The 18858-nt window shown below is 43.9% G+C and carries 22 protein-coding genes and 1 pseudogene; 2 read left to right on the top strand and 21 right to left on the bottom strand.

The window, feature by feature from the left end:
• Nucleotides 1-58: 58 nt before the first annotated feature.
• The 11 genes from Q4A91_RS06040 to Q4A91_RS05990 form a co-directional block, all read right to left on the bottom strand.
• The gene (locus Q4A91_RS06040; RefSeq protein ID WP_303210362.1) at nt 59-1390 is read right to left on the bottom strand and encodes a hemolysin family protein; all 1332 of its coding nucleotides are present in this window, start codon (nt 1388-1390) and stop codon (nt 59-61) included.
• Nucleotides 1391-1525: 135 nt separating this feature from the next.
• A complete protein-coding gene (locus tag Q4A91_RS06035) occupies nt 1526-2350 on the bottom strand; it encodes a DNA/RNA non-specific endonuclease (protein ID WP_303210361.1) in 825 nt (274 codons plus the stop codon).
• 40 nt (nt 2351-2390) lie between these two features.
• Nucleotides 2391-2585, bottom strand: a complete 195-nt coding sequence (locus Q4A91_RS06030; protein WP_303210359.1) for a DNA-directed RNA polymerase subunit beta — start codon at nt 2583-2585, stop codon at nt 2391-2393.
• Nucleotides 2572-3855 (bottom strand): UDP-N-acetylglucosamine 1-carboxyvinyltransferase, encoded by a 1284-nt coding sequence (murA, locus tag Q4A91_RS06025; protein ID WP_303210358.1) that lies wholly within the window; start codon nt 3853-3855, stop codon nt 2572-2574. The genes Q4A91_RS06030 and murA overlap by 14 nt, the downstream gene beginning before the upstream one ends.
• Before the next feature lie 23 nt (nt 3856-3878).
• Nucleotides 3879-4109: a DUF1146 family protein gene (locus tag Q4A91_RS06020; protein WP_303210357.1), complete on the bottom strand. Its 231-nt coding sequence runs from the start codon at nt 4107-4109 to the stop codon at nt 3879-3881.
• A 55-nt stretch (nt 4110-4164) separates the two neighbouring features.
• Nucleotides 4165-5202, bottom strand: coding sequence for a SepM family pheromone-processing serine protease (locus tag Q4A91_RS06015; RefSeq protein ID WP_303210355.1), 1038 nt, complete (start codon nt 5200-5202; stop codon nt 4165-4167).
• A complete protein-coding gene (gene coaD / locus Q4A91_RS06010; protein ID WP_084872220.1) occupies nt 5186-5674 on the bottom strand; it encodes a pantetheine-phosphate adenylyltransferase in 489 nt (162 codons plus the stop codon). The genes Q4A91_RS06015 and coaD overlap by 17 nt, the downstream gene beginning before the upstream one ends.
• Nucleotides 5664-6203: a 16S rRNA (guanine(966)-N(2))-methyltransferase RsmD gene (gene rsmD / locus Q4A91_RS06005; protein ID WP_303210352.1), complete on the bottom strand. Its 540-nt coding sequence runs from the start codon at nt 6201-6203 to the stop codon at nt 5664-5666. The genes coaD and rsmD overlap by 11 nt, the downstream gene beginning before the upstream one ends.
• Nucleotides 6204-6267: 64 nt before the next feature.
• The gene (gene asnA / locus Q4A91_RS06000) at nt 6268-7260 is read right to left on the bottom strand and encodes an aspartate--ammonia ligase (protein ID WP_303210351.1); all 993 of its coding nucleotides are present in this window, start codon (nt 7258-7260) and stop codon (nt 6268-6270) included.
• A gap of 109 nt (nt 7261-7369) precedes the next feature.
• Nucleotides 7370-8053 carry a Bax inhibitor-1/YccA family protein gene (locus Q4A91_RS05995; protein ID WP_303210349.1) on the bottom strand — a complete coding sequence of 228 codons (684 nt, stop codon included), beginning with the start codon at nt 8051-8053 and terminating at the stop codon, nt 7370-7372.
• 54 nt (nt 8054-8107) lie between these two features.
• The gene (locus tag Q4A91_RS05990) at nt 8108-8848 is read right to left on the bottom strand and encodes an RNA methyltransferase (RefSeq protein ID WP_303210348.1); all 741 of its coding nucleotides are present in this window, start codon (nt 8846-8848) and stop codon (nt 8108-8110) included.
• A gap of 33 nt (nt 8849-8881) precedes the next feature.
• Here Q4A91_RS05990 and Q4A91_RS05985 point away from each other — a divergent pair, with 33 nt between their 5' ends.
• Nucleotides 8882-9160, top strand: a complete 279-nt coding sequence (locus tag Q4A91_RS05985) for an acylphosphatase (protein ID WP_001174620.1) — start codon at nt 8882-8884, stop codon at nt 9158-9160.
• Nucleotides 9161-9237: 77 nt separating this feature from the next.
• On the top strand, nt 9238-10167 hold the full coding sequence (yidC, locus tag Q4A91_RS05980; RefSeq protein ID WP_303210368.1) for a membrane protein insertase YidC: 930 nt from the start codon (nt 9238-9240) through the stop codon (nt 10165-10167).
• 71 nt (nt 10168-10238) lie between these two features.
• Here yidC and pflA read toward each other — a convergent pair whose 3' ends face one another.
• The 10 genes and pseudogenes from pflA to Q4A91_RS05930 form a co-directional block, all read right to left on the bottom strand.
• On the bottom strand, nt 10239-11033 hold the full coding sequence (pflA, locus tag Q4A91_RS05975; protein ID WP_247918062.1) for a pyruvate formate-lyase-activating protein: 795 nt from the start codon (nt 11031-11033) through the stop codon (nt 10239-10241).
• 121 nt (nt 11034-11154) lie between these two features.
• Nucleotides 11155-12411, bottom strand: a complete 1257-nt coding sequence (locus Q4A91_RS05970; RefSeq protein WP_303210347.1) for a diaminopimelate decarboxylase — start codon at nt 12409-12411, stop codon at nt 11155-11157.
• Between the two features lie 66 nt (nt 12412-12477).
• Nucleotides 12478-13305, bottom strand: coding sequence for a pur operon repressor (gene purR, locus Q4A91_RS05965; RefSeq protein ID WP_002874197.1), 828 nt, complete (start codon nt 13303-13305; stop codon nt 12478-12480).
• Nucleotides 13306-13409: 104 nt separating this feature from the next.
• Entirely contained in the window at nt 13410-14351 is a 942-nt protein-coding gene (locus Q4A91_RS05960) for a 3'-5' exoribonuclease YhaM family protein (protein WP_000703210.1), read from the bottom strand.
• A complete protein-coding gene (rmuC, locus tag Q4A91_RS05955; RefSeq protein ID WP_303210344.1) occupies nt 14341-15597 on the bottom strand; it encodes a DNA recombination protein RmuC in 1257 nt (418 codons plus the stop codon). Before rmuC ends, Q4A91_RS05960 begins: the two co-directional genes overlap by 11 nt.
• A gap of 1 nt (nt 15598) precedes the next feature.
• Nucleotides 15599-16261 (bottom strand): thiamine diphosphokinase, encoded by a 663-nt coding sequence (locus Q4A91_RS05950; protein ID WP_303210342.1) that lies wholly within the window; start codon nt 16259-16261, stop codon nt 15599-15601.
• Entirely contained in the window at nt 16224-16880 is a 657-nt protein-coding gene (gene rpe / locus Q4A91_RS05945; protein ID WP_303210341.1) for a ribulose-phosphate 3-epimerase, read from the bottom strand. Before rpe ends, Q4A91_RS05950 begins: the two co-directional genes overlap by 38 nt.
• 10 nt (nt 16881-16890) lie before the next feature.
• The gene (rsgA, locus tag Q4A91_RS05940; protein ID WP_303210367.1) at nt 16891-17769 is read right to left on the bottom strand and encodes a ribosome small subunit-dependent GTPase A; all 879 of its coding nucleotides are present in this window, start codon (nt 17767-17769) and stop codon (nt 16891-16893) included.
• Nucleotide 17770: 1 nt separating this feature from the next.
• A complete protein-coding gene (gene rsmA, locus Q4A91_RS05935; RefSeq protein ID WP_303210340.1) occupies nt 17771-18643 on the bottom strand; it encodes a 16S rRNA (adenine(1518)-N(6)/adenine(1519)-N(6))-dimethyltransferase RsmA in 873 nt (290 codons plus the stop codon).
• A gap of 12 nt (nt 18644-18655) precedes the next feature.
• A pseudogene (locus Q4A91_RS05930) lies at nt 18656-18858 on the bottom strand (dimethyladenosine transferase); the annotation flags it as partial.

Below are 18858 nucleotides of genomic sequence, written 5' to 3'. Positions count from 1 at the left end.
CTTCGTCTCCTCTCGTGCTTAGTTATAGGTCACCCACTACAGTTGACATAGAGCCGCTTTATTCTGTTTCTTCTTCAGGTTCTAGTTCTGTGATTTGAACTTTTACCTTGGTAACACGTCCATTTTTCACCTTATCATTGGTCAGGACAATTTGTTTGTTTTGACTGACCAGTTCATAACTGATTTTTTCAGTAGTTGGAATCGTACCAACACCCGTCAAATAATAACCGGCGATGGTATCCACATCATCGCTTTCTAGTTCGACACCAAAGTAGTCATTGAAGTCGTTAAGATTCATGGTTCCCTGTGCAATATAGCTGTCCTCACCGATTTGATGGACTTCGATTTCTGCCCTATCTGTCTCATCATCGATCTCACCGACGATTTCTTCTAAGAGGTCTTCCAGAGTTACCAAACCAGCCATACCACCGTATTCGTCTAGTAAGATGGCCATTTGATTTTGGGTATTTCTAAGCTCTTTAAGGAGGTCGTCCACAAAGATGGTCTCAGGCACAAATAGTGGTGTTTGGAGGATGCGTTTCCAGACAATATTTTCAAAGCCATCTGCATAGGCAGCGTTTAGCAAACGCTTGGTATGAATCAAACCAATCACATTGTCCTTATCCCCATCGTAAACAGGGATACGTGAGAAATTTTGCTTTAGAATACTTTGGATAATCGTTTGACTGTCATCCTGAATATCTACCATAAAGGCATCTGTACGAGGCACCATTAGCTCACGAGCCATCAGTTCATCTAGAGAAAAGATTCCCTGTAGCATTTCAATCTCATCTGCATCCAGTGTTTCTTCACTATTGGTGAGCATGTACTCTATTTCATCACGTGTCATCTTTTCATCAGCATCATCAAAGGTCATTGGCGTCACACGGCTCAATAGATTAGTTGAAGCCGACAGAAGCCAAACAAAGGGGCTGACAATTTTCCCCAAGCCAATAATGACTGGTGCGGTTCGGATGGCCAAGTTATCTTTCAGATTTAGAGCGATTCTCTTGGGATAGAGTTCCCCAAAAACAATAGAAATATAGGTCAAAAACGCTAAAGATAGAAAACTTGCAATAGCGTAAGCTGTTTCACTATTTCCTATCCAAGATGCAATTTCGCGTCCTAGCGTTTCTGCTAAACTAGCCCCTGACAAGATGGTAATTAACGTAATACCAACTTGAATTGTTGATAAAAAGTGGTTAGGATTTTCAAGTACCTTTAACAAACGAACGTAACGTTTGTCTCCCTCTTCTGCCTTTTGCTCCACTCGGGAACGGTTTAGTGACACCATCGCCATTTCAGTGGCTGAGAAAAAAGCATTTAACAAGGTCAAGATAAATAACAATACAAACTGTAGCAACAAATTCTGACTGCTCGGGTCTTCCATAGTCCTTCTCCTAAAATAGTATCTTGTGTTCCATTATATCATAAAATTGATCAGGATTCACATTATTTTTCATTTAAAGAACAACTCCCCTGCCTCTAGAAGACAACGGAGCTGTTTTTATAGTATCTATTGTTTCTAGTCCGTCACTGTTACTTGACCCGTTTGGTAATCAAGCCGGATTCCCTTTTGAACATTGGGGATTAGGACATTGAATTCCAATTCGCCATCTGAAGACTTGGCTTCGATTTGTGAAGCGGATGGAACTAGGTCCTCATTTGTCGCATAGTGGAGTGTCACCCGATAACGGACCCTCTTGTTTTGGTCCAAGGCTTTTCTGACCAAACTCTCATAGTAGTTCTGACCCGTCGAATCCTCAGCCTGCGCTTGGTTTGCCCAAGCTGTCTGGACTGCAATGTTCTTGGGATTGCTGGTAGAGGCATCAAAATCATCCAGACCTCCTATCAAGGCATAGCCCAGCAGGTGCCCTCTATCTACAGCATGCGTGTAAGCTCCCTTTAGATTCTTAACCTGATGCCATCCTGGTGGCGTCCAAGAGGTTGAGCCGTTGCCTGTTTCTTCACGATTCTTATACTGCCGAGTCGCTTTGGATAAGATGGCATTGGCAACAGTTGGAACTGTTTCTTTTCCCACTGTCTTTGTTTTATTATCCGCATAGGGTTTGCTAGAAACCTTGGCATCTAGATTGGTTTTATTGCCATTGACAATGAAGGCCCCTGCTCCATTCCACTCGAGATTACCCTTGATTTGGTTTTTGATTGACTCAGTTAAGACACTTTCAGCAAGCTCCTGACTGGGAGCTTCTGAAGCTTGTTTTTTCTGACTAACCTTGGTTCTAGGGGTGTTTGGCATTGTCTGCATCTGCTTGATGTAGTAGCTTCCAGCAGCCAAGAGTAAGAATAGAAGTAACCCTATCAGAGCTTGTCTTGTTTTTTTGTCCATTTTTCTCCTTATTTCTTTAGAAAAAGACTGGTCTCCCAGTCTAATTTCCTGTAAATTTGCTCATCAATTCCTGCCACTTTGCTGGAGACAAGATTGCCCATGGATCCTGTCCCTTTCCTAGGATGCCATAGCCAACCATCAAGCCGATTCCTAAAGCCAGAAAGCCTAGCAATAGTGCGATAAAAATCAATAGTAAGCGACGGAGTACATAGCGTAAGTTTTTATTCTTCTTCATCATTTGCCTCGATTCGCTGAATCTTCGCTCCTAGCTGAGCCAATTTCTCATGGAAACGGTAGTAACCTCTATCAAGGTGGACTAATTTACCGACAACTGTTTCTCCCTGCGCCACCAGACCTGTCAAAATCAAAGCAACACTAGCGCGAAGGTCCGTTGATAAAACTTCTGCCCCCTGTAAAGCCTGTCCCCCAACAATACGAGCCGTGTCACGGATAATCTCTGAATGCAAGCCCATACGGCGCATTTCTTCCAAGTGTTGGAAGCGATTCTCAAACACCGTTTCCACCATGGTGGATTCCCCTTTTGCGACTGTCATCAGAGCTGTAAATTGTGCCTGCATATCTGTTGGAAATCCTGGGTGTGGTAAAGTTTTTACATGAACAGCCTTGAGATTTTCAAGTTGAGAACGAACACGGATTCCTTCTGACTCCTCTGTCACTTCAACGCCCATTTCAAGTAGTTTTGAAATCAAGGGGCGATTGTGTTCCCAGACTGCATCACGAACGAGGACATCTCCACCAGTCATAGCTGCCGCCACCATAAAGGTTCCTGCTTCGATACGATCCTGTACCACATTATGAGTTGTTCCATGGAGTTCCTCAACACCAGTCACTGTGATGGTTTCGGTACCAGCTCCCTTGACCTTAGCTCCCATCTCATTAAGGAGAATAGCGAGGTCAACAATTTCCGGCTCACGCGCAGCATTTTCTATCACTGTCACACCGTCAGCTAGAGTTGCCGCCATCATGAGGTTTTGTGTTGCGCCGACACTAGAGAAGTCCATGTAGATATGAGCGCCATGCAGGCGTTCTGCCTTGGCTTCGATGTAACCAGCTGTCTGGGTTATCTTTGCCCCCATAGCTTCCAAACCTTTGAGGTGGAGGTCGATTGGACGACTCCCGATAGTGCACCCTCCTGGCATAGAAACTTTGGCATGGCCTACACGAGCAAGGATCGGTCCCAAGACAACGATGGATGCACGCATCTTGCTGACATACTTGTATGGAGCTTCCTCCGTTATATCACCAGTCGCATCAACCTCAACAACATGAGCTTCCTCATCAAAGTCCACCTTGGCATTCAGACCTCGAACCACTTGATTCATAGTGAAAACATCTGACAAGATTGGGACGTTCTGCAAGACTGTCTTCCCCTTGCTTGCTAGAATAGTCGCTGCCAACAAGGGCAAGACTGCATTCTTTGCTCCCTCGATCGTCACACTCCCGACCAGACGATTATCTCCGTCTTGAACCACAATTTTTTCCATAGTTGTTTCCTTTACTTTTGATTTTATAATAGTCCTCTAAGTGCTTCTTGCCACAGTTGGTACAAACCGATAAAGAATGAACTCAAGATGTAGCCCATCACAATACTAAAGAAGCCTACCAACAAACGAACTTTTTTTGTGTTAGTAGCGGTCACTTTTAAAACCTTTTCCCATCTCACAAGATCCTTCAAAAGGTAAAAACTCAAATAAATAAAGAGTATATGACTACTTAGAGTGAATAATAATTGAATCATTTGACTATTATACCATCTTATCCGCTTGCGCGCTAGTTTTCAATTTTTCTACGAATTAGGGATTGTTTTTAAGGTAATCAATTGCATCCTGCAATGTCTTAACGGGAACGATTTTCATCTCTGTTTTGATCGTTTTAGCAGCTTCTAAGGCTGTTTCATAGTTGCTTTTCGCATTGGGATCTGCTTTTTTTGCTTCCTCGGTGACTGAATTGTCAGGAGCAAAAAAGATGTTGGCTCCCTGACGAGAGGCTGCAAGCACTTTTTTGTCAATTCCACCGATGTCGCCAACATTTCCATCGCGATCAATAGTTCCCGTTCCCGCAACGATGCGGCCATTACGAAGTTCTGGATCTGCTATCTGGGTGTAAATAGCGAGACTAAACATGAGACCGGCGCTTGGCCCACCAATACCAGCTGTTGAAAAGCGAATTGGAACGTCACTGGTCACTTCCGTACGGTCAATCAAACCAATCCCAATACCGTTTTTCCCGTTTTCGAGAGTGATAATTTTACCTTCTGCAGACTTGACTTTTCCGTCTTCTTCATAGGTTACCTTGACCGTATCCCCTAATTGTTGAGAATTAACATAATCGACCAAGTCTTTTGAACTGTCAAACATTTTGTCATTAACAGCCGTCACGGTATCTGCAATGTTCAGAATGCCCTTAAAAGTTGAATTGTCCGTCACGGTCAAGACATAGACTCCCAGATACTTGAGTTCAATATCTTTTCCAGCCGTCTTCAATCCTTGATACTTGGCCATGTTTTGAGAAGTTTGCATGTAGAACTGATTGATCCGCATAAATTCGGCATCCGTAGAGCCACCTGTAGTCTCCTTGGCACTTCTAATATCCGTGAAAGGTGTTAACCAAGCATAGACAAGATGCGACAGGGTTGCATGTCGAATCCCAACTGTCACAAACTGGTAAGCTCCTGCTTCTGTGTCTTCTGTTTCATTGACTTTCAAAACGCGACGAATATCTTCCGCTCCACCTGGAACTTCTATGTAGTATGGTAAAGGTACTACAAAGGCTAAAAAAGTCAATACTAGTGCTAGGATGACATATAAGGGCCATCTAGTTTTTTTCTTCATGTTCTAATTCCTCCACAACACTGTTTGGGACATATTGCTGAATCTCCTGACCAAACTTCAGAAGTTCTCTCACGGCCGAAGAGCTAATATAAAGATGCTCTGGGCGGCTATATAGGTAAATGGTTTCGATTTCTGGAGCCAGTTGATGATTGTAGTAATCAAAACTAGACTCGTATTGCAAGTCGGTGGCATTTCGCAAGCCACGGACAAGGGTCTTAGCACCCAGTCTTCTTGCAACATCAACGACTAGTTGGTCATGAGAAGCCAGCACCTCTACATTATCTAAATGCGCCACCGCTTTTTCGACTGCTCGTTTGCGGTTTTCAACAGGGAGAAAGCCTTGTTTGTGGGGATTGTAGAACACCCCGACATAGAGCTTATCAAAGAGTTTGCTGGCTCGTTCAATGATATCCAGATGTCCATTTGTCATCGGATCAAATGAACCTGTAAATAATCCAATTTTATCTGACATAGACTGTCACCTTACTAATCCCATATATTTTTTCCTTCCAGATGCCGAGGCAGGCAATTTCTTCTGGAAGTTCTACAGACTTATCGGTTTCGCAGACAACCATGACCTCTTCGGAGAAAAGGTTTCTTTCTGCCATTTTCTCGATATCTACAACGATTTGTTCCTTGGCATAGGGAGGGTCTAAAAAGACCAGGTCAAAGGGACCTGTCACCTGCTCCAAGGCCCGTTCAGCCTCCATCTTTAAGAGCTGAAATTTGGAAACTTCCTTGGTCATTTGGATATTTGCAGCGACGATAGCTTGTGCCCTTCTATCCCATTCCACCAAGACAGCATGGGACATCCCTCTTGACACAGCTTCAATAGATAAACCACCACTGCCAGCATAGAGATCCAAGACACGACCGCCCTCAAAATAGGGACCTATCATGTTAAAGATAGCTCCACGAACCTTATCTGATGTTGGTCTCGTCGTCTTGCCTTCTAGCGTCTTGAGGGGGCGCCCTCCGTAGATTCCTGATACGATTTTCATACCGTTTATTATACCAAATTATAGGTAAAAAGAGAAAGAAAACCGAACCTTGCGGTTCGATTCTCTACAAAATATTTTCGTACGTATCGCGAACTTCTTGAGGCCAGACACTGGTCTGAACCTCTCCGATGTGTTTCTTACGCAGAAGGAACATGGCCATCCGAGACTGTCCGATACCTCCACCAATTGTCAGTGGGAAAAGGCCGTCAAGCAGAGCTTTATGCCATTCCAGCTCAAGACGATCTTCGTCTCCTGTAAGAGCCACTTGGCGACGAAGGGTATCCTCATCTACCCGAATCCCCATTGATGAAAGTTCAAAGGCACAACCAAGAGATTCGTTCCAAACGAGAATATCGCCATTCAACCCCTTGTAGCCATTTTCAGACTCTGTTGTCCAGTCATCGTAGTCAGGTGCGCGGCCGTCATGAGGTTTGCCGTCAGGCAACTCGCCACCGATACCAATCAAGAAGACTGCACCAAACTCTTTACAGATCGCATTTTCACGCTCTTTCGGTGTTAGATCTGGATAGCGTTCCACCAACTCTTCTGTATGGATAAAGGTGATTTGTTTTGGCAAGATGGATTCGATATCGTAGCGGGCTTCTACGGCTAGCTCTGTTAGACGAATAGCCTTGTAAATCTTCTCAACGGTTTCTTTGAGATAAGCGATATTGCGTTGACCATTTGGGATAACCTTCTCCCAGTCCCACTGGTCCACATAAACTGAGTGGGTCGCATCGAGCGAATCTTCGTCCGGACGAAGGGCCTTCATGTGAACAAAAAGCCCTTCACCTTCACCGAAACCAAAACGAGCCAAGGTGTGGCGTTTCCACTTGGCAAGTGAGTGAACGACTTCATAGGTTTCATCTGGAATCTGCAAAACCTTGACAGATACTGGATTTTCAACACCGGACAGGTTGTCCTGCATCCCATCCCCGACCTTACTCAAGATAGGACCTTGAACTTCAACAACTTCTAACTTATCTTTCAAATACTGGGTAAAAGTGTTCTTCACAAAGGAAATTTCTTCTTGTTGATGAATAAAACTTTTCTTCATAAACGGCTCCTCAAAAATTAGTTAAAAGCATTATACACCTATTTCCAAGAAAAGAAAAGAGTAAATAAGAAAAAGTCAGTGCTCTTTTGAACACTGACTCTGTTATTCATTAATCGTTTCGACCAAAGATTCGTAAGATGCTAAGGAAGAGGTTGATAAAGTCTAGATAGATACTGAGAGCCATTGAAATGACCCAACCTGTCGCTACTTGCCCTCGTGACTGCTCATAAACATAGCGAATCTTTTGGTTGTCCCAAGCAATCAAACCTGAGAAGACCAAGACCATGGCAATACTAATCATGTAGTCAAAGAAACTATTGGCTAAAAATAGATTCACAACCATGGCAATGATAAGACCAACGAGCGCCGCCATCAAAGCTCGGCCCATTCCACTCAAATCTTTCTTGGTGAAAGTTCCGATTGCCGCCATGACAAAGAAGAGAAGGGCGCTGGATACAAAGGCTGATAAGACGGTCCCAGGTGTATAGAAGGCTACGACAAAGCTAAGGGTAAAACCATTTAAAACAGAATAAACTAAAAATACTGGAAGAGCTACTGGGCTATTTTTTGCAGCCATGCCACTTGCAACAAAGACTAGAGCAAGTTCTGCAAAAGTTGCAATCATCAACCAGAGACGGCCATGCATTAAAAAGTAGACCAATTGGGACTGAAAGACTGTCAACATCAAAGCTGACACGAGAGCTGATAGACCAATCCCAAGTCCCACAAAGGCATAAACCTTAGCGTAAAATTGATTGAGACCTGAACGTTCTTGAATAATCGTTTGATTCATTCTGATTCTCCTTTTTCTATAAATATGTCTTGATTATAACAAAGATTTTATAAATTAGCTGAAATAAAACATCAATATTCCTGCTGCAACTGCCACGTTGAGACTCTCTGCTCGACCTTTCATGCCAATATGAACCAGCTGATCAGCACTCTCAGCCATGACAGAACTAATCCCCTGTCCTTCATTTCCCATGACTAAAACAAAGTTCTCTAGTGAAGAAAGCTCACGATAATCCTTTGACTCTCTTGATAAGGTCGTTGCCAGAATGGGCAAATTGCTCTTCTTTGCCTCCTCTACAAAGGTAGCAAGAGGCATACGATAGATGGGCAAGTGAAAATGACTTCCTTGCATGGAACGCAGGGTCTTAAGACTGTAGATATCTGCTGACTTGTCTGAAACAATGACTCCTGTAAAACCTGCCGCATCCGCCGTCCGAATCATGGTACCCACATTACCTGGATCTTGGACATCTTCTAAAAATAGAAACTTGCCCTGATGGAGATCGGGCATACCCACTTCTTCTTTTTGAATCACTGCAACAATCCCTTGAGGAGTTTGCATATCTGCTAAATCCAGCAAAATCTCCTCTGAAACCCAGACTGTTTGTGGAAAAGCCGCTAGCTGATCTCGGTAACTTTCTAGGGCAAAAATCTTCTCAATCGTCACTCCTGCTTGAACAGCTTCTTCAAACAAGTGCCAGCCCTCAATCAAATAAGTAGACTTTCGATATTTTTTTTGATGTAATTTCTTGGCATTTTTTACCACAGAATTGGCTTTTGAGGTTATAATAGTCATAGAAATATTATAACACAATCAAAGGGGTTTGGTATGCAAAAGGTTAGAATGATTGCCCAAGGCAGGGTGCAGGGTGTTGGTTTTCGCTGGGGTGTTTATACTTTAGCTCTTGAAATCGGTGGCATCACTGGTCGTGTCTGGAATAATGACGATGGCACAGTGGAAATTCTTGCTCAGGCAGACTCCTCTGCAACTATGGCAAAATTTATCCAAGAAATCCGAAAAGGTCCGACACCTTTTTCAAAAGTTACCTATCTAGATGTACAAATGAGCAACTTTTCATCCTATTCGGACTTCAAAGTCGCAAATTAGGTCTCTAGAACTATTGTATATTTTACAAAAAAACAGTAGAATAGAAAGGTATAATTTTTAAAGAAGGAATGAAAACATTGAAATCTATTAAACGTTTTGCCCTCTCTGCTATGGGAGTGGCTATGCTACTCGTCTTGTCAGGCTGTGTCCAAGTAGACAAAGCAACAGGACAACCCACAGGATTAATTTGGAATACTATCGGAGCACCTATGGCTGAAGCCATCAAATACTTCGCTACTGATAAAGGTCTAGGCTTTGGTGTGGCTATCATTATCGTAACCATTATCGTGCGCTTGATTATCTTGCCACTTGGTATCTACCAATCATGGAAGGCAACACTTCACTCTGAAAAGATGAATGCCCTCAAACACGTCCTCGAACCACATCAAACACGTCTCAAAGAGGCAACAACTCAAGAAGAAAAACTAGAAGCGCAACAAGCTCTCTTTGCAGCTCAGAAAGAACACGGCATCAGCATGTTCGGTGGAGTAGGATGTTTCCCTATCCTCATTCAAATGCCTTTCTTCTCTGCTATCTACTTTGCAGCCCAATACACTGATGGAGTAGCTAGCTCTACCTTCTTGGGTATCGATCTTGGTTCACCAAGTCTGCTCCTTGTCGCTTTCGCTGGTATCCTCTACTATCTCCAATCACTCCTCTCACTTCATGGGGTAGAAGACGAGATGCAAAGAGATCAACTAAAAAGAATGATTTACGTGAGTCCACTCATGATTGTCGTCTTCTCCCTCTTCGCACCAGCCAGTGTGACGCTTTACTGGGTTGTCGGTGGTTTCATGATGATTCTTCAACAGTTCATCGTTAACTATGTTGTCCGTCCAAAACTCCGCAAAAAAGTTCGTGAAGAATTTGCCAAAAATCCCCCAAAAGCAAGTTCATTTTCAACTGGAGGAGGACGCAAAGATGTCACTCCAAACCAAGCAACTGCGATCATGACCAATAAGAAACATAAAAAACGCAATGCTGGAAAACAACATTCTAGAAAATAAGAAAAAAGCTTAGCTGAAAGGCTAGGCTTTTTATGCATCACAAAAGCCCGATGTCTCCATCAGGCTTCTTTTTATCCATGAACACGTTTCATGTAGTCTTGGTAACTTTCTGTATCCATCAATTTCTTGGCATTCTTGACACGGTCTGCTGTTGGAGGTTTGACCCCTTCAAGCGAATAAGGAATTCCTAGTTCACGCCACTTGAATTCTCCCATCGTATGATAAGGTAGGATTTCAAACTTGTCAACGTTTTTGAGGGTTTTGACGAATTTTCCGAGTTCGATCAAGTCATCATCTCTGTCTGTCAATCCCGGAACCAGCACATGGCGAATCCAAACAGGCTTCCCGATATCTGATAGGTACTGGGCACAGGCCAAGATATTTTTATTGGTTTGGCTTGTGACAATCTTATGCTGTTCTTCGTTGATTTCCTTGATATCCAGAAGAACCAAGTCTGTCACCGCCATGAGTTTATTAAACTTTTCGAGATAACGTGGTTTATTACGGAACGGAAGGGCACAGGTATCCAAGGTACAGTGGATTCCTTTTTCCTTGGCCTTGGTAAAGAGAGCAATTAGGAAATCAATCTGTAAGAGAGCTTCTCCTCCACTAACAGTGATTCCTCCCTTGTCTCCCCAGAAACCACGGTAGCGAAGGGCTTCTGTCAAGACATCGTCTACTGTCCGTTCGCGTGATTTATTGGTCTCCATAGCCCATGTATCAGGGTTATGACAGTACTGGCAACGCATGTGACAGCCCTGCAAAAAGACAATAAACCGAATCCCAGGGCCATCTACCGCCCCAAAACTCTCTGTCGAATGCACCATTCCTGTCACTTGTCCATAGTCAATTGTTTCTTCAGACATATCGTCACCTTCCTTGAAACCGTTTTATAGTTTTATTATATCACGAGTAAGGTGAAAAACAAGGTTTTTTTGTCTATTTTTTAGAAAGCAATCTGTTTTTCACTTTCATTTTCAATTTCTTTTAATGATCCGATTCAAAATCAAAACCATACAAGGTTGCGAAATAGTCCTCAGGGCGCTCTGCACGGCGGATTTGGCGGGCTTTGCTTTCTTCGGTATAGAGGATTTCTGCCGAGCGTAGTTTGGCATTGTACTGGTAACCCATGGAGAATCCATGTGCACCTGTATCATGAATCACCAGCAAATCACCGATTTCTGTATAAGGTAGTTCGCGGTTCACTGCAAATTTATCATTGTTTTCACAGAGTGAACCAACCACATCTACCACCTCAACTGGTCCATCTGGATGGGTCAGATTGCTGATATGGTGGTAGGCTCCATACATGGCTGGGCGCATGAGGTTGACTGCTGAGGCGTCCACGCCCAGATAGGTACGATAGGTTTTTTTCTTATGAGTGACTCTTGTGACGAGAGATCCATGAGGTGCCAACATAAAACGGCCTAATTCTGTGAAAATCTTAACCTGACCAAGACCTGCTGGCGTAAGGACTTCCTCATAAACCTTACGAACTCCCTCACCAATCACAGCGATATCATTTGGCTCCTGGTCTGGGCGATAGTTGACACCAATACCGCCGGAAAGATTGATAAAGTCTAGTGAAATGCCCAACTTTTCCTTGATTTCAACAGCCAATTCAAAAAGCTGACGCGCCAACTCTGGGTAGTAGAGATGGGTCACGGTATTGGATGCTAGGAAAGAGTGAATCCCAAATGTCTTGGCTCCTTTTTCCTTCAAGATGGCAAAGGCTTCAAAAAGCTGGTCCTTGGTCATCCCAAACTTGGCTTCTCCAGGATTGTCCATGATGTCTGTCCCTAGCTCAAAAACTCCTCCAGGATTGTAACGACAAGAGATGGTTTCTGGAATGCCTGCCGCTCGCTCCAGATGTTCAATGTCTTCAAAGGCATCCAAGTTAATGGTTGCGCCCAATTCACGCGCATAAGCGTACTCTTGGTCTGGCGTATTGTTTGAAGAGAACATAATCTCAGAACCGGGAAAATCCAGTTTATGGCTCATCAAGAGCTCTACATAACTAGAACAGTCCACACCACAACCTTCCTCTTGGAGGATTTTCAAGATGGCTGGAGTTGGAGTGGCCTTGACGGCAAAATATTCCTTAAAACCCTTATTCCAAGAAAAGGCCTGGTTGACTGCTCTTGCTTTTTCACGAATCCCCTTCTCATCATACAAGTGAAAGGGTGTTGGGAATTCGGAAACAATCGTTTCTAAATCTTCACGGCTGATAAATGGTGTTTTCATAAGCATCCTTCTATTCTGTTTGCAAAGAAAGGCTGGGACAATCGTTCCAACCTTTAGTTCTATCTCTTATTTGTCTTCGTCAAAGATATTTCCAATCTCAACATCGATGGATTGGTTCTTAACATCAATATTGGTTACTTTCAAGAGTGACTTGTAATCAAACTGCTTTTCACGTTCTTCTTGGGCATTGTCTGCAAAGACTGCGACACCAGCTAGTTCAGAATCGAACTCACGCAAAAGACTAATCATCCCGTTGACAGTTCCACCGCCTTTCAAGAAATCATCCACGATCAAGACACGACTGCCTGCCTTGAGACTGCGTTTTGAAAGGAACATTTTCTCAATGCGGTCACCGCTGGAACCTGAAACATAGTTGACGCTGACCGTTGAACCTTCGGTAATTTTCAAGTCACGGCGCACAATGACAAATGGAACGTTGAGGACATTGGCAACTGCATTTGCGAGTGGCACACCTTTAGTCGCTACTGTCATAACGGCATCGATTTTTTGGTCCATAAAGCTCTTGGCAATGATACGCCCAATATTTTTTAAAATGGCAGGCGTACTAAGCAAATCAGACAGGTAGATGTAGCCACCTGGCAAGATACGATCGCTTTCTGAAAGTTTGTCACGCAAGTCTGCGATCATTTCTTTGGCTTCATGACTCGAGATTGATGGTGTAAAGATAACGCCGCCACCTGCTCCAGTCACAGTCTGAATATGACCGATTTCGATTTCCTCAAAGGCACGCTTGATAATCACGATGTCCTCTGAAATCGATGATTTAGCAGATTCGTACTTTTCTGCAAAGGTATTGAGACTTGTTAGTTTGTATGGATTATTAATCAAATAGTTGGAAATGACAACCATCCGATCACTTCTTCTTAATTTCATTTTTATTTACCATTCCATTTAATTTTGATATTTTATCCATTATACCACATTCACATAAAAAAACGAACATTATTGCGTAAAAAATGCTCGTTTTTCTTAAATTATTAATCTAAATCTGGTTTATAGAAGGAACGATTGTCCATAGCGAAGATTTTATTGGTCATCTCTCCTTTGTCCACCAAAGCTAGAGCCGTTGACATCATCATCATGCTGGCATCTAGATTATCAATCATATGGATAATCTCTGCCTCCATAATGCGTGGACGGACTGGACTTCCATACTCTAGCAAGCCATGATGACTGAGGATGACATGGCGCAGTAACACCACTTCTTCTCTAGTATCATCGATGCCTAGTTCCATGACTGTCTTAGTAATTTCACTATCGATGAGAGCAATATGTCCAAGGAGATTGCCTCGTACTGTGTACTCCGTCTGGTCTGGTCCCGTCAACTCAATAACCTTGGCCAAGTCATGCAACATAATTCCCGCATAGAGGAGGCTCTTGTTGAGCTGAGGATAAATCTCACTGATGGCATCTGCCAAGCGCACCATGGTCGCCGTATGATAGGCCAAACCCGTCTCAAAGGCATGGTGGTTGGTCTTGGCAGCTGGATAGGAGTAGAATTCCTTATCGTACTTGGTGTAGAGACTACGAACGATACGCTGCCAGACAGGATTTTCAATCTTGAAAATCATTTGTGACATGTAGTCACGGATTTCCTTGACATCAACTGGTGACTTGACCTTGAAGTCAGCTGGATCATTGGGTTCCCCAGGTTGAGGTAAACGAAGCGTGATTTGATTGACTTGAGGAGTGTTGTTATAAACTTCTCGACGTCCCTGCATGTGGACGACTTTCCCTGCAGTAAAGGCCTCAACGTTATGAGGTTGGGCATCCCATAGTTTTCCTTCAATCTCGCCACTATCGTCTTGGAAGGTAAAGGCTAGGTAATTTTTCCCAGCACGCGTCTGTCTCAGGTCAGCTGACTTGATCAGGTAAAACCCTTCAAACAGCTCATCTTTTTTCATGTGACTAATCTTCATATTCTTCCTCATCTTCTTGGAAATGGAGTAGATCAAGCGCAGGCTCACCTTCTGATAACTCAATGTGACGGAGCGTCCGCTCAATAGCTGTGGTACGACGGTTTAATAATTCATCAATATTGCCAGAGGCATGTTGGAGATGCTTTTGCGCCTTGACCAGAATGCCTCCGAACTTGCCAAACTCGGTCTTGACACTAGCTAGGGTCTTGCTGATATGGTCAGCACTCTTCTGGATATTGAGAGTCTTGAAGCCAACTGATAGGGAATTGAGCAGGGCTGATAGGGTACTTGGACCCGCGACAATAATCTGCTCCTCCCGTCTCAAATCATCAAAGAAGACCGGATTGCGAACAATCTCTGAGTAAAGTCCTTCTGTCGGAACAAACAAGACTCCAAAATTGGTCGTCCGCGGTGGCGCTACGTACTTGCTCTTGATATCCTTGGCAAAGCGCTTGATGCTAGCTAGGAGTGACTTGCGACAACGTTCGATTTCGTCCTTATCGCCTGCTTCATAGGCTTCTTCCAAACGGTAATAATCCGCCAGTGGAAACTTGGAGTCAATCGGCAAATAGACATATTCCTGATCGCCTTGGCCAGGTAACTTGATGGCGTACTCTACTCGCTCACTAGAGTTTTCAACAGTTGCAAATTCTCGTTCGTACTGGGCTGGTGTCATGATGTCTTCAATGATTTGCCCCAGTTGCAATTCTCCCAGAATTCCTCGCGTCTTGGTTCCAGAGAGAACCTTGTTGAGAGCACCAACATCGCGGGCAACTGTCTGCATTTCTCCCAAACCTCGGTTGACCGACTCCAGTTGCTTGGAAACTGTCTCGAAGGAAGCCTGCAAGCGCGTCTGTAAGGTCTTTTCCAACTTTTCCTCGACCGTCTGGCGCATTTGCTCCAAGCGTTGTTCATTTGATTCCTGCAGGGCTTGGAGACGTTGGTCGGTCTTGTCCCTAGTTTGAATGAGATTCTCGTTCATCTCCTGTCTAACTTGCGTCAGCCCTTGGTGCAACTCCATTCGCACCTCTTGCAAACGGTCGCTGACAGCCACTTCCAAGTCCTTTTGGTCTAACTGACTGGCTTGTCTGGTTTGGTCAAAGCGATAATCCAGTTGATCTGAAAGATTGTCTGCTTGATCCTCCAAACTCTTGGCTAGGTACTTGTCTTGCTTATCCTGTCTTTGCCAAATGAGAAAGAGTCCAACTAGGTTGGCAATTAATAATAGTAATAATACAGTCTCCATCCTACCTCCTGTCCTTGCTATGCAACACGACGACATAGCCATCTGGGCAAGTTACCGAAACTTCCCTATCTATATATTCGTTAGAAGTGTATACTTTTTTAAAGAAAAAATTCTCCTCTGTCAATTCGTACTTGGCACCAAGAATAGTCAGCTGGCTATCCCGAACTGGCATAAAGGCTAGATAATCGTAGTCTGAACGGGACTCTAGTTGACTGGTCCCTTCTGGACAATATGCAATCAAGTTTTGCCCATCCTCAATCGCTATCTGACGCATATAGGGTGCCAACTTGGGATTGCTAGGCAGAAAAACATTAGCCAGCATATGGTCAATACGACCACCCAAAGCACCGAAAATAGTTACCTGGGCCTGAGGATTTTTTTCAAAAATCGTTAAAAGTGCTAGTTCCAGATCCGTATCATCTTTTTCTGGCTGAGCTTGAACAAAATGCTGGGCACGTTTTTGAATCAACTGACGTTCGGCTGCGGTTACCGAATCAAAATCTCCAACTGCTAGAGTGAGAGGCAGATCTTCTTCCAAGACCCAGAGCGAACCGCGATCCACACCGACAAAGCAATCAAAATCCGTCCGATAATGACCGCGATCTCCGCCGGCAAAAACAGCAACCCTAGTCCAGTTGTTTTCTGAGAGTTTGCACTCGTTCATTGACATCTCCCTTAAAGACATAGGATCCTGCTACAAAAACGGTTGCTCCAGCTTCTTTGGCCTGAGCAATGGTCTGGTCATCAATACCGCCATCGACTTCAATCTCAAAGCTCAAACCTTTTTCGTGACGAAGGGCAACCAACTCACGAATCTTATCCATAGTTTCAGGCAGAAAAGCTTGCCCACCAAATCCAGGATTCACTGTCATGACCAAGACTTGGTCAACTAGGTGAAGGACATGCTTAATCGCCTCAACAGGTGTACCAGGATTGATGACAACCGAAGGTTTGACACCGAGCGAACGAATTTTTTGGAGGGCGCCATGAATATGAGGTGTTGCTTCTACATGGATACTGATGATATCCGCTCCTGCGCGCGCAAAGTCTTCTAGATGATGCTCAGGATTAGCTACCATCAAGTGGCAGTCAAAGACCATCTTGCTATGAGGACGAAGAGCTTCGACCACACCTGCACCAAAACTGATTTGCGGTACAAAGTGACCATCCATGATATCGATATGGGCATACTCTGCCCCAGTTGCTTCTAGGCGTTTGATTTCACGTTCAAAGTTGGCATAATCTGCTGCCAGAATTGACGGAGCAATCTTGTATTGAGACATAGGTTTCTCCTTATTTTGGAATTTTTTTGCTGACTTTTTTATAGGTTTCTCTGCGATTTTCAATCTCACTGAGAAATTGCAGGTAGTTGTCAAAACGGAAGGTTGCAATGATACCCTTTTCGACAGCTGGCTTGACCGCACAGGACGGTTCATGGGTATGGGTACAAGTACGGAATTTACAGTCTCGACTGACACTGACAATCTCTGGAAAGGCCTGATTGAGGTCTTCAGCCGTTGACACTTCATAATCCAGTGATGAAAAGCCTGGTGTGTCCGCGATTTTACCCCCATTGAGGTTGTAAAAACTAACAGCTCGAGTGGTATGACGACCGCGACCCAGACTGTCTGAGATTTCTCCTGTTTCAAGATTGAGATCTGGTGCGATTTTATTGAGGAGGGTTGATTTTCCAACACCTGTCTGCCCCATAAAGACCGTCACTTTTCCTGTCAACAAAGGCAGGAGTTCCTCTTTACTGGTCACAAAATCGTAACCAATAGCTCCATAGGTCTGCTGGTAAAAATCGAGTTCTCTCTTATCTTCTAGCAAATCCATTTTAGAAATATAAACGATAGGATGGATACCCTTGTGTTCTAAAAGAACCAAGAACCGATCCAGCAAATTGCTGTTAAAATCAGGTTCCTTGACGGACATGATCACCACGGCTTGGTCAATATTGACAATAGGCGGACGGACGAGACTGTTTTTCCGTTCATGAATCTTGAGGATATAACCTTCGGAATTTTCCTCGGCAGAAAAGTCTACCCAGTCTCCGACATAAGGTGTATGGCCTTTTTTACGGAAATTCCCACGCGCGCGTGTCTGGTAAACTTGACCATCACTCTCCACATAATAGAAGCCCGCCAAGGCTTTAATGATTTGTCCCTGCATCTTAGAGTCCTTGTCCTTTAAGCGCATCTGCCAGACTGGCAAACTCTTCCAAACTGAGAGCTTCCCCACGCACAGATGGAGATAAGCCTGCCTGGTCCAAAGCCTTGGTCAGCTTATCCTTGACTTCATCAGTTTTCCCAAAGTAGCCTGTTAAGTTGTTCCATAAGGTCTTGCGACGATGGGTAAAACTAGCCTTGGAAACCTTAAAGAAGAAGTTCTCATCTTTCACTGCTACAGCAGGCTCTGGACGACGCACCATTTTTAAAATGGCTGAGTCCACGTTTGGGGCTGGCACAAAGACCGTACGAGGCACGATGAAGGCATCCTTAGCTGTCATATAATACTGCACAGCAATAGACAAACTACCATAAGCTTTGGTATTAGGCTGTGCGGAGATACGGTCCGCGACTTCTTTCTGCATCATAACCACAAACTCGCTAAAAGGAATGCCACTTTCAATCAAGTACATGAGAATAGGCGTCGTAATGTAGTAAGGCAAGTTGGCTACCACCTTAATGGGCAGGTCAGGATTTTTGAAATTCTGAATATGCTGCGCCAAATCCACTTTGAGAATGTCCTCGTTGACTACGGTAACATTGTCAAAATCACGTAGGGTATCCGCTAGAATTGGCACCAAACGGTGGTCAATCTCAAAGGCCATAACTTCAGCGGCACGCTCAGCCAAAAACTCCGTCAAAGCACCAATTCCTGGCCCAATTTCAATGACATTAACCTGATCGTCAATTTCAGCTGTATCCACGATCTTTTGAAGAATATTGGTATCCGTCAGGAAATTTTGCCCGAAGGACTTTTTAAAGGTAAAACCGTGACGCTCCAGCACTGCCTTAGTCACGCTATAATCTGCAATTCTCATTTATTCTCTTTTCTATTTGTTAGCTAAAAACAATCTATAAACCCAAACAATTACCAACACCAAGAGAAACCAAAATCTCAAAGGAATATGGTACTCGTCATCTTTAGATTCGGCACCAGTCTCATCAAGCACTTGCTCATCTTCTTTGCGTGGTGCTAGCTTATTTTCTTGGCCTTGCACTTGCTCATCTTCTTTACGTGGTGCTTGCTCGTCTT

Source organism: Streptococcus sp. (genome assembly GCF_030528045.1).
Taxonomy (GTDB): domain Bacteria; phylum Bacillota; class Bacilli; order Lactobacillales; family Streptococcaceae; genus Streptococcus.
Note: the sequence above shows the minus strand (reverse complement) of the source record. Positions and strands in the feature narration are given on the sequence as shown.

What these genes read in the sequence shown, in the direction of transcription:
- Q4A91_RS06040 (WP_303210362.1), bottom strand. Translation starts at nt 1,390, where the DNA reads ATGGAAGACCCGAGCAGTCAGAATTTGTTGCTACAGTTTGTATTGTTA.
- Q4A91_RS06035 (WP_303210361.1), bottom strand. Translation starts at nt 2,350, where the DNA reads ATGGACAAAAAAACAAGACAAGCTCTGATAGGGTTACTTCTATTCTTA.
- Q4A91_RS06030 (WP_303210359.1), bottom strand. Translation starts at nt 2,585, where the DNA reads ATGAAGAAGAATAAAAACTTACGCTATGTACTCCGTCGCTTACTATTG.
- murA (WP_303210358.1), bottom strand. Translation starts at nt 3,855, where the DNA reads ATGGAAAAAATTGTGGTTCAAGACGGAGATAATCGTCTGGTCGGGAGT.
- Q4A91_RS06020 (WP_303210357.1), bottom strand. Translation starts at nt 4,109, where the DNA reads ATGATTCAATTATTATTCACTCTAAGTAGTCATATACTCTTTATTTAT.
- Q4A91_RS06015 (WP_303210355.1), bottom strand. Translation starts at nt 5,202, where the DNA reads ATGAAGAAAAAAACTAGATGGCCCTTATATGTCATCCTAGCACTAGTA.
- coaD (WP_084872220.1), bottom strand. Translation starts at nt 5,674, where the DNA reads ATGTCAGATAAAATTGGATTATTTACAGGTTCATTTGATCCGATGACA.
- rsmD (WP_303210352.1), bottom strand. Translation starts at nt 6,203, where the DNA reads ATGAAAATCGTATCAGGAATCTACGGAGGGCGCCCCCTCAAGACGCTA.
- asnA (WP_303210351.1), bottom strand. Translation starts at nt 7,260, where the DNA reads ATGAAGAAAAGTTTTATTCATCAACAAGAAGAAATTTCCTTTGTGAAG.
- Q4A91_RS05995 (WP_303210349.1), bottom strand. Translation starts at nt 8,053, where the DNA reads ATGAATCAAACGATTATTCAAGAACGTTCAGGTCTCAATCAATTTTAC.
- Q4A91_RS05990 (WP_303210348.1), bottom strand. Translation starts at nt 8,848, where the DNA reads ATGACTATTATAACCTCAAAAGCCAATTCTGTGGTAAAAAATGCCAAG.
- Q4A91_RS05985 (WP_001174620.1), top strand. Translation starts at nt 8,882, where the DNA reads ATGCAAAAGGTTAGAATGATTGCCCAAGGCAGGGTGCAGGGTGTTGGT.
- pflA (WP_247918062.1), bottom strand. Translation starts at nt 11,033, where the DNA reads ATGTCTGAAGAAACAATTGACTATGGACAAGTGACAGGAATGGTGCAT.
- Q4A91_RS05970 (WP_303210347.1), bottom strand. Translation starts at nt 12,411, where the DNA reads ATGAAAACACCATTTATCAGCCGTGAAGATTTAGAAACGATTGTTTCC.
- purR (WP_002874197.1), bottom strand. Translation starts at nt 13,305, where the DNA reads ATGAAATTAAGAAGAAGTGATCGGATGGTTGTCATTTCCAACTATTTG.
- Q4A91_RS05960 (WP_000703210.1), bottom strand. Translation starts at nt 14,351, where the DNA reads ATGAAGATTAGTCACATGAAAAAAGATGAGCTGTTTGAAGGGTTTTAC.
- rmuC (WP_303210344.1), bottom strand. Translation starts at nt 15,597, where the DNA reads ATGGAGACTGTATTATTACTATTATTAATTGCCAACCTAGTTGGACTC.
- Q4A91_RS05950 (WP_303210342.1), bottom strand. Translation starts at nt 16,261, where the DNA reads ATGAACGAGTGCAAACTCTCAGAAAACAACTGGACTAGGGTTGCTGTT.
- rpe (WP_303210341.1), bottom strand. Translation starts at nt 16,880, where the DNA reads ATGTCTCAATACAAGATTGCTCCGTCAATTCTGGCAGCAGATTATGCC.
- rsgA (WP_303210367.1), bottom strand. Translation starts at nt 17,769, where the DNA reads ATGCAGGGACAAATCATTAAAGCCTTGGCGGGCTTCTATTATGTGGAG.
- rsmA (WP_303210340.1), bottom strand. Translation starts at nt 18,643, where the DNA reads ATGAGAATTGCAGATTATAGCGTGACTAAGGCAGTGCTGGAGCGTCAC.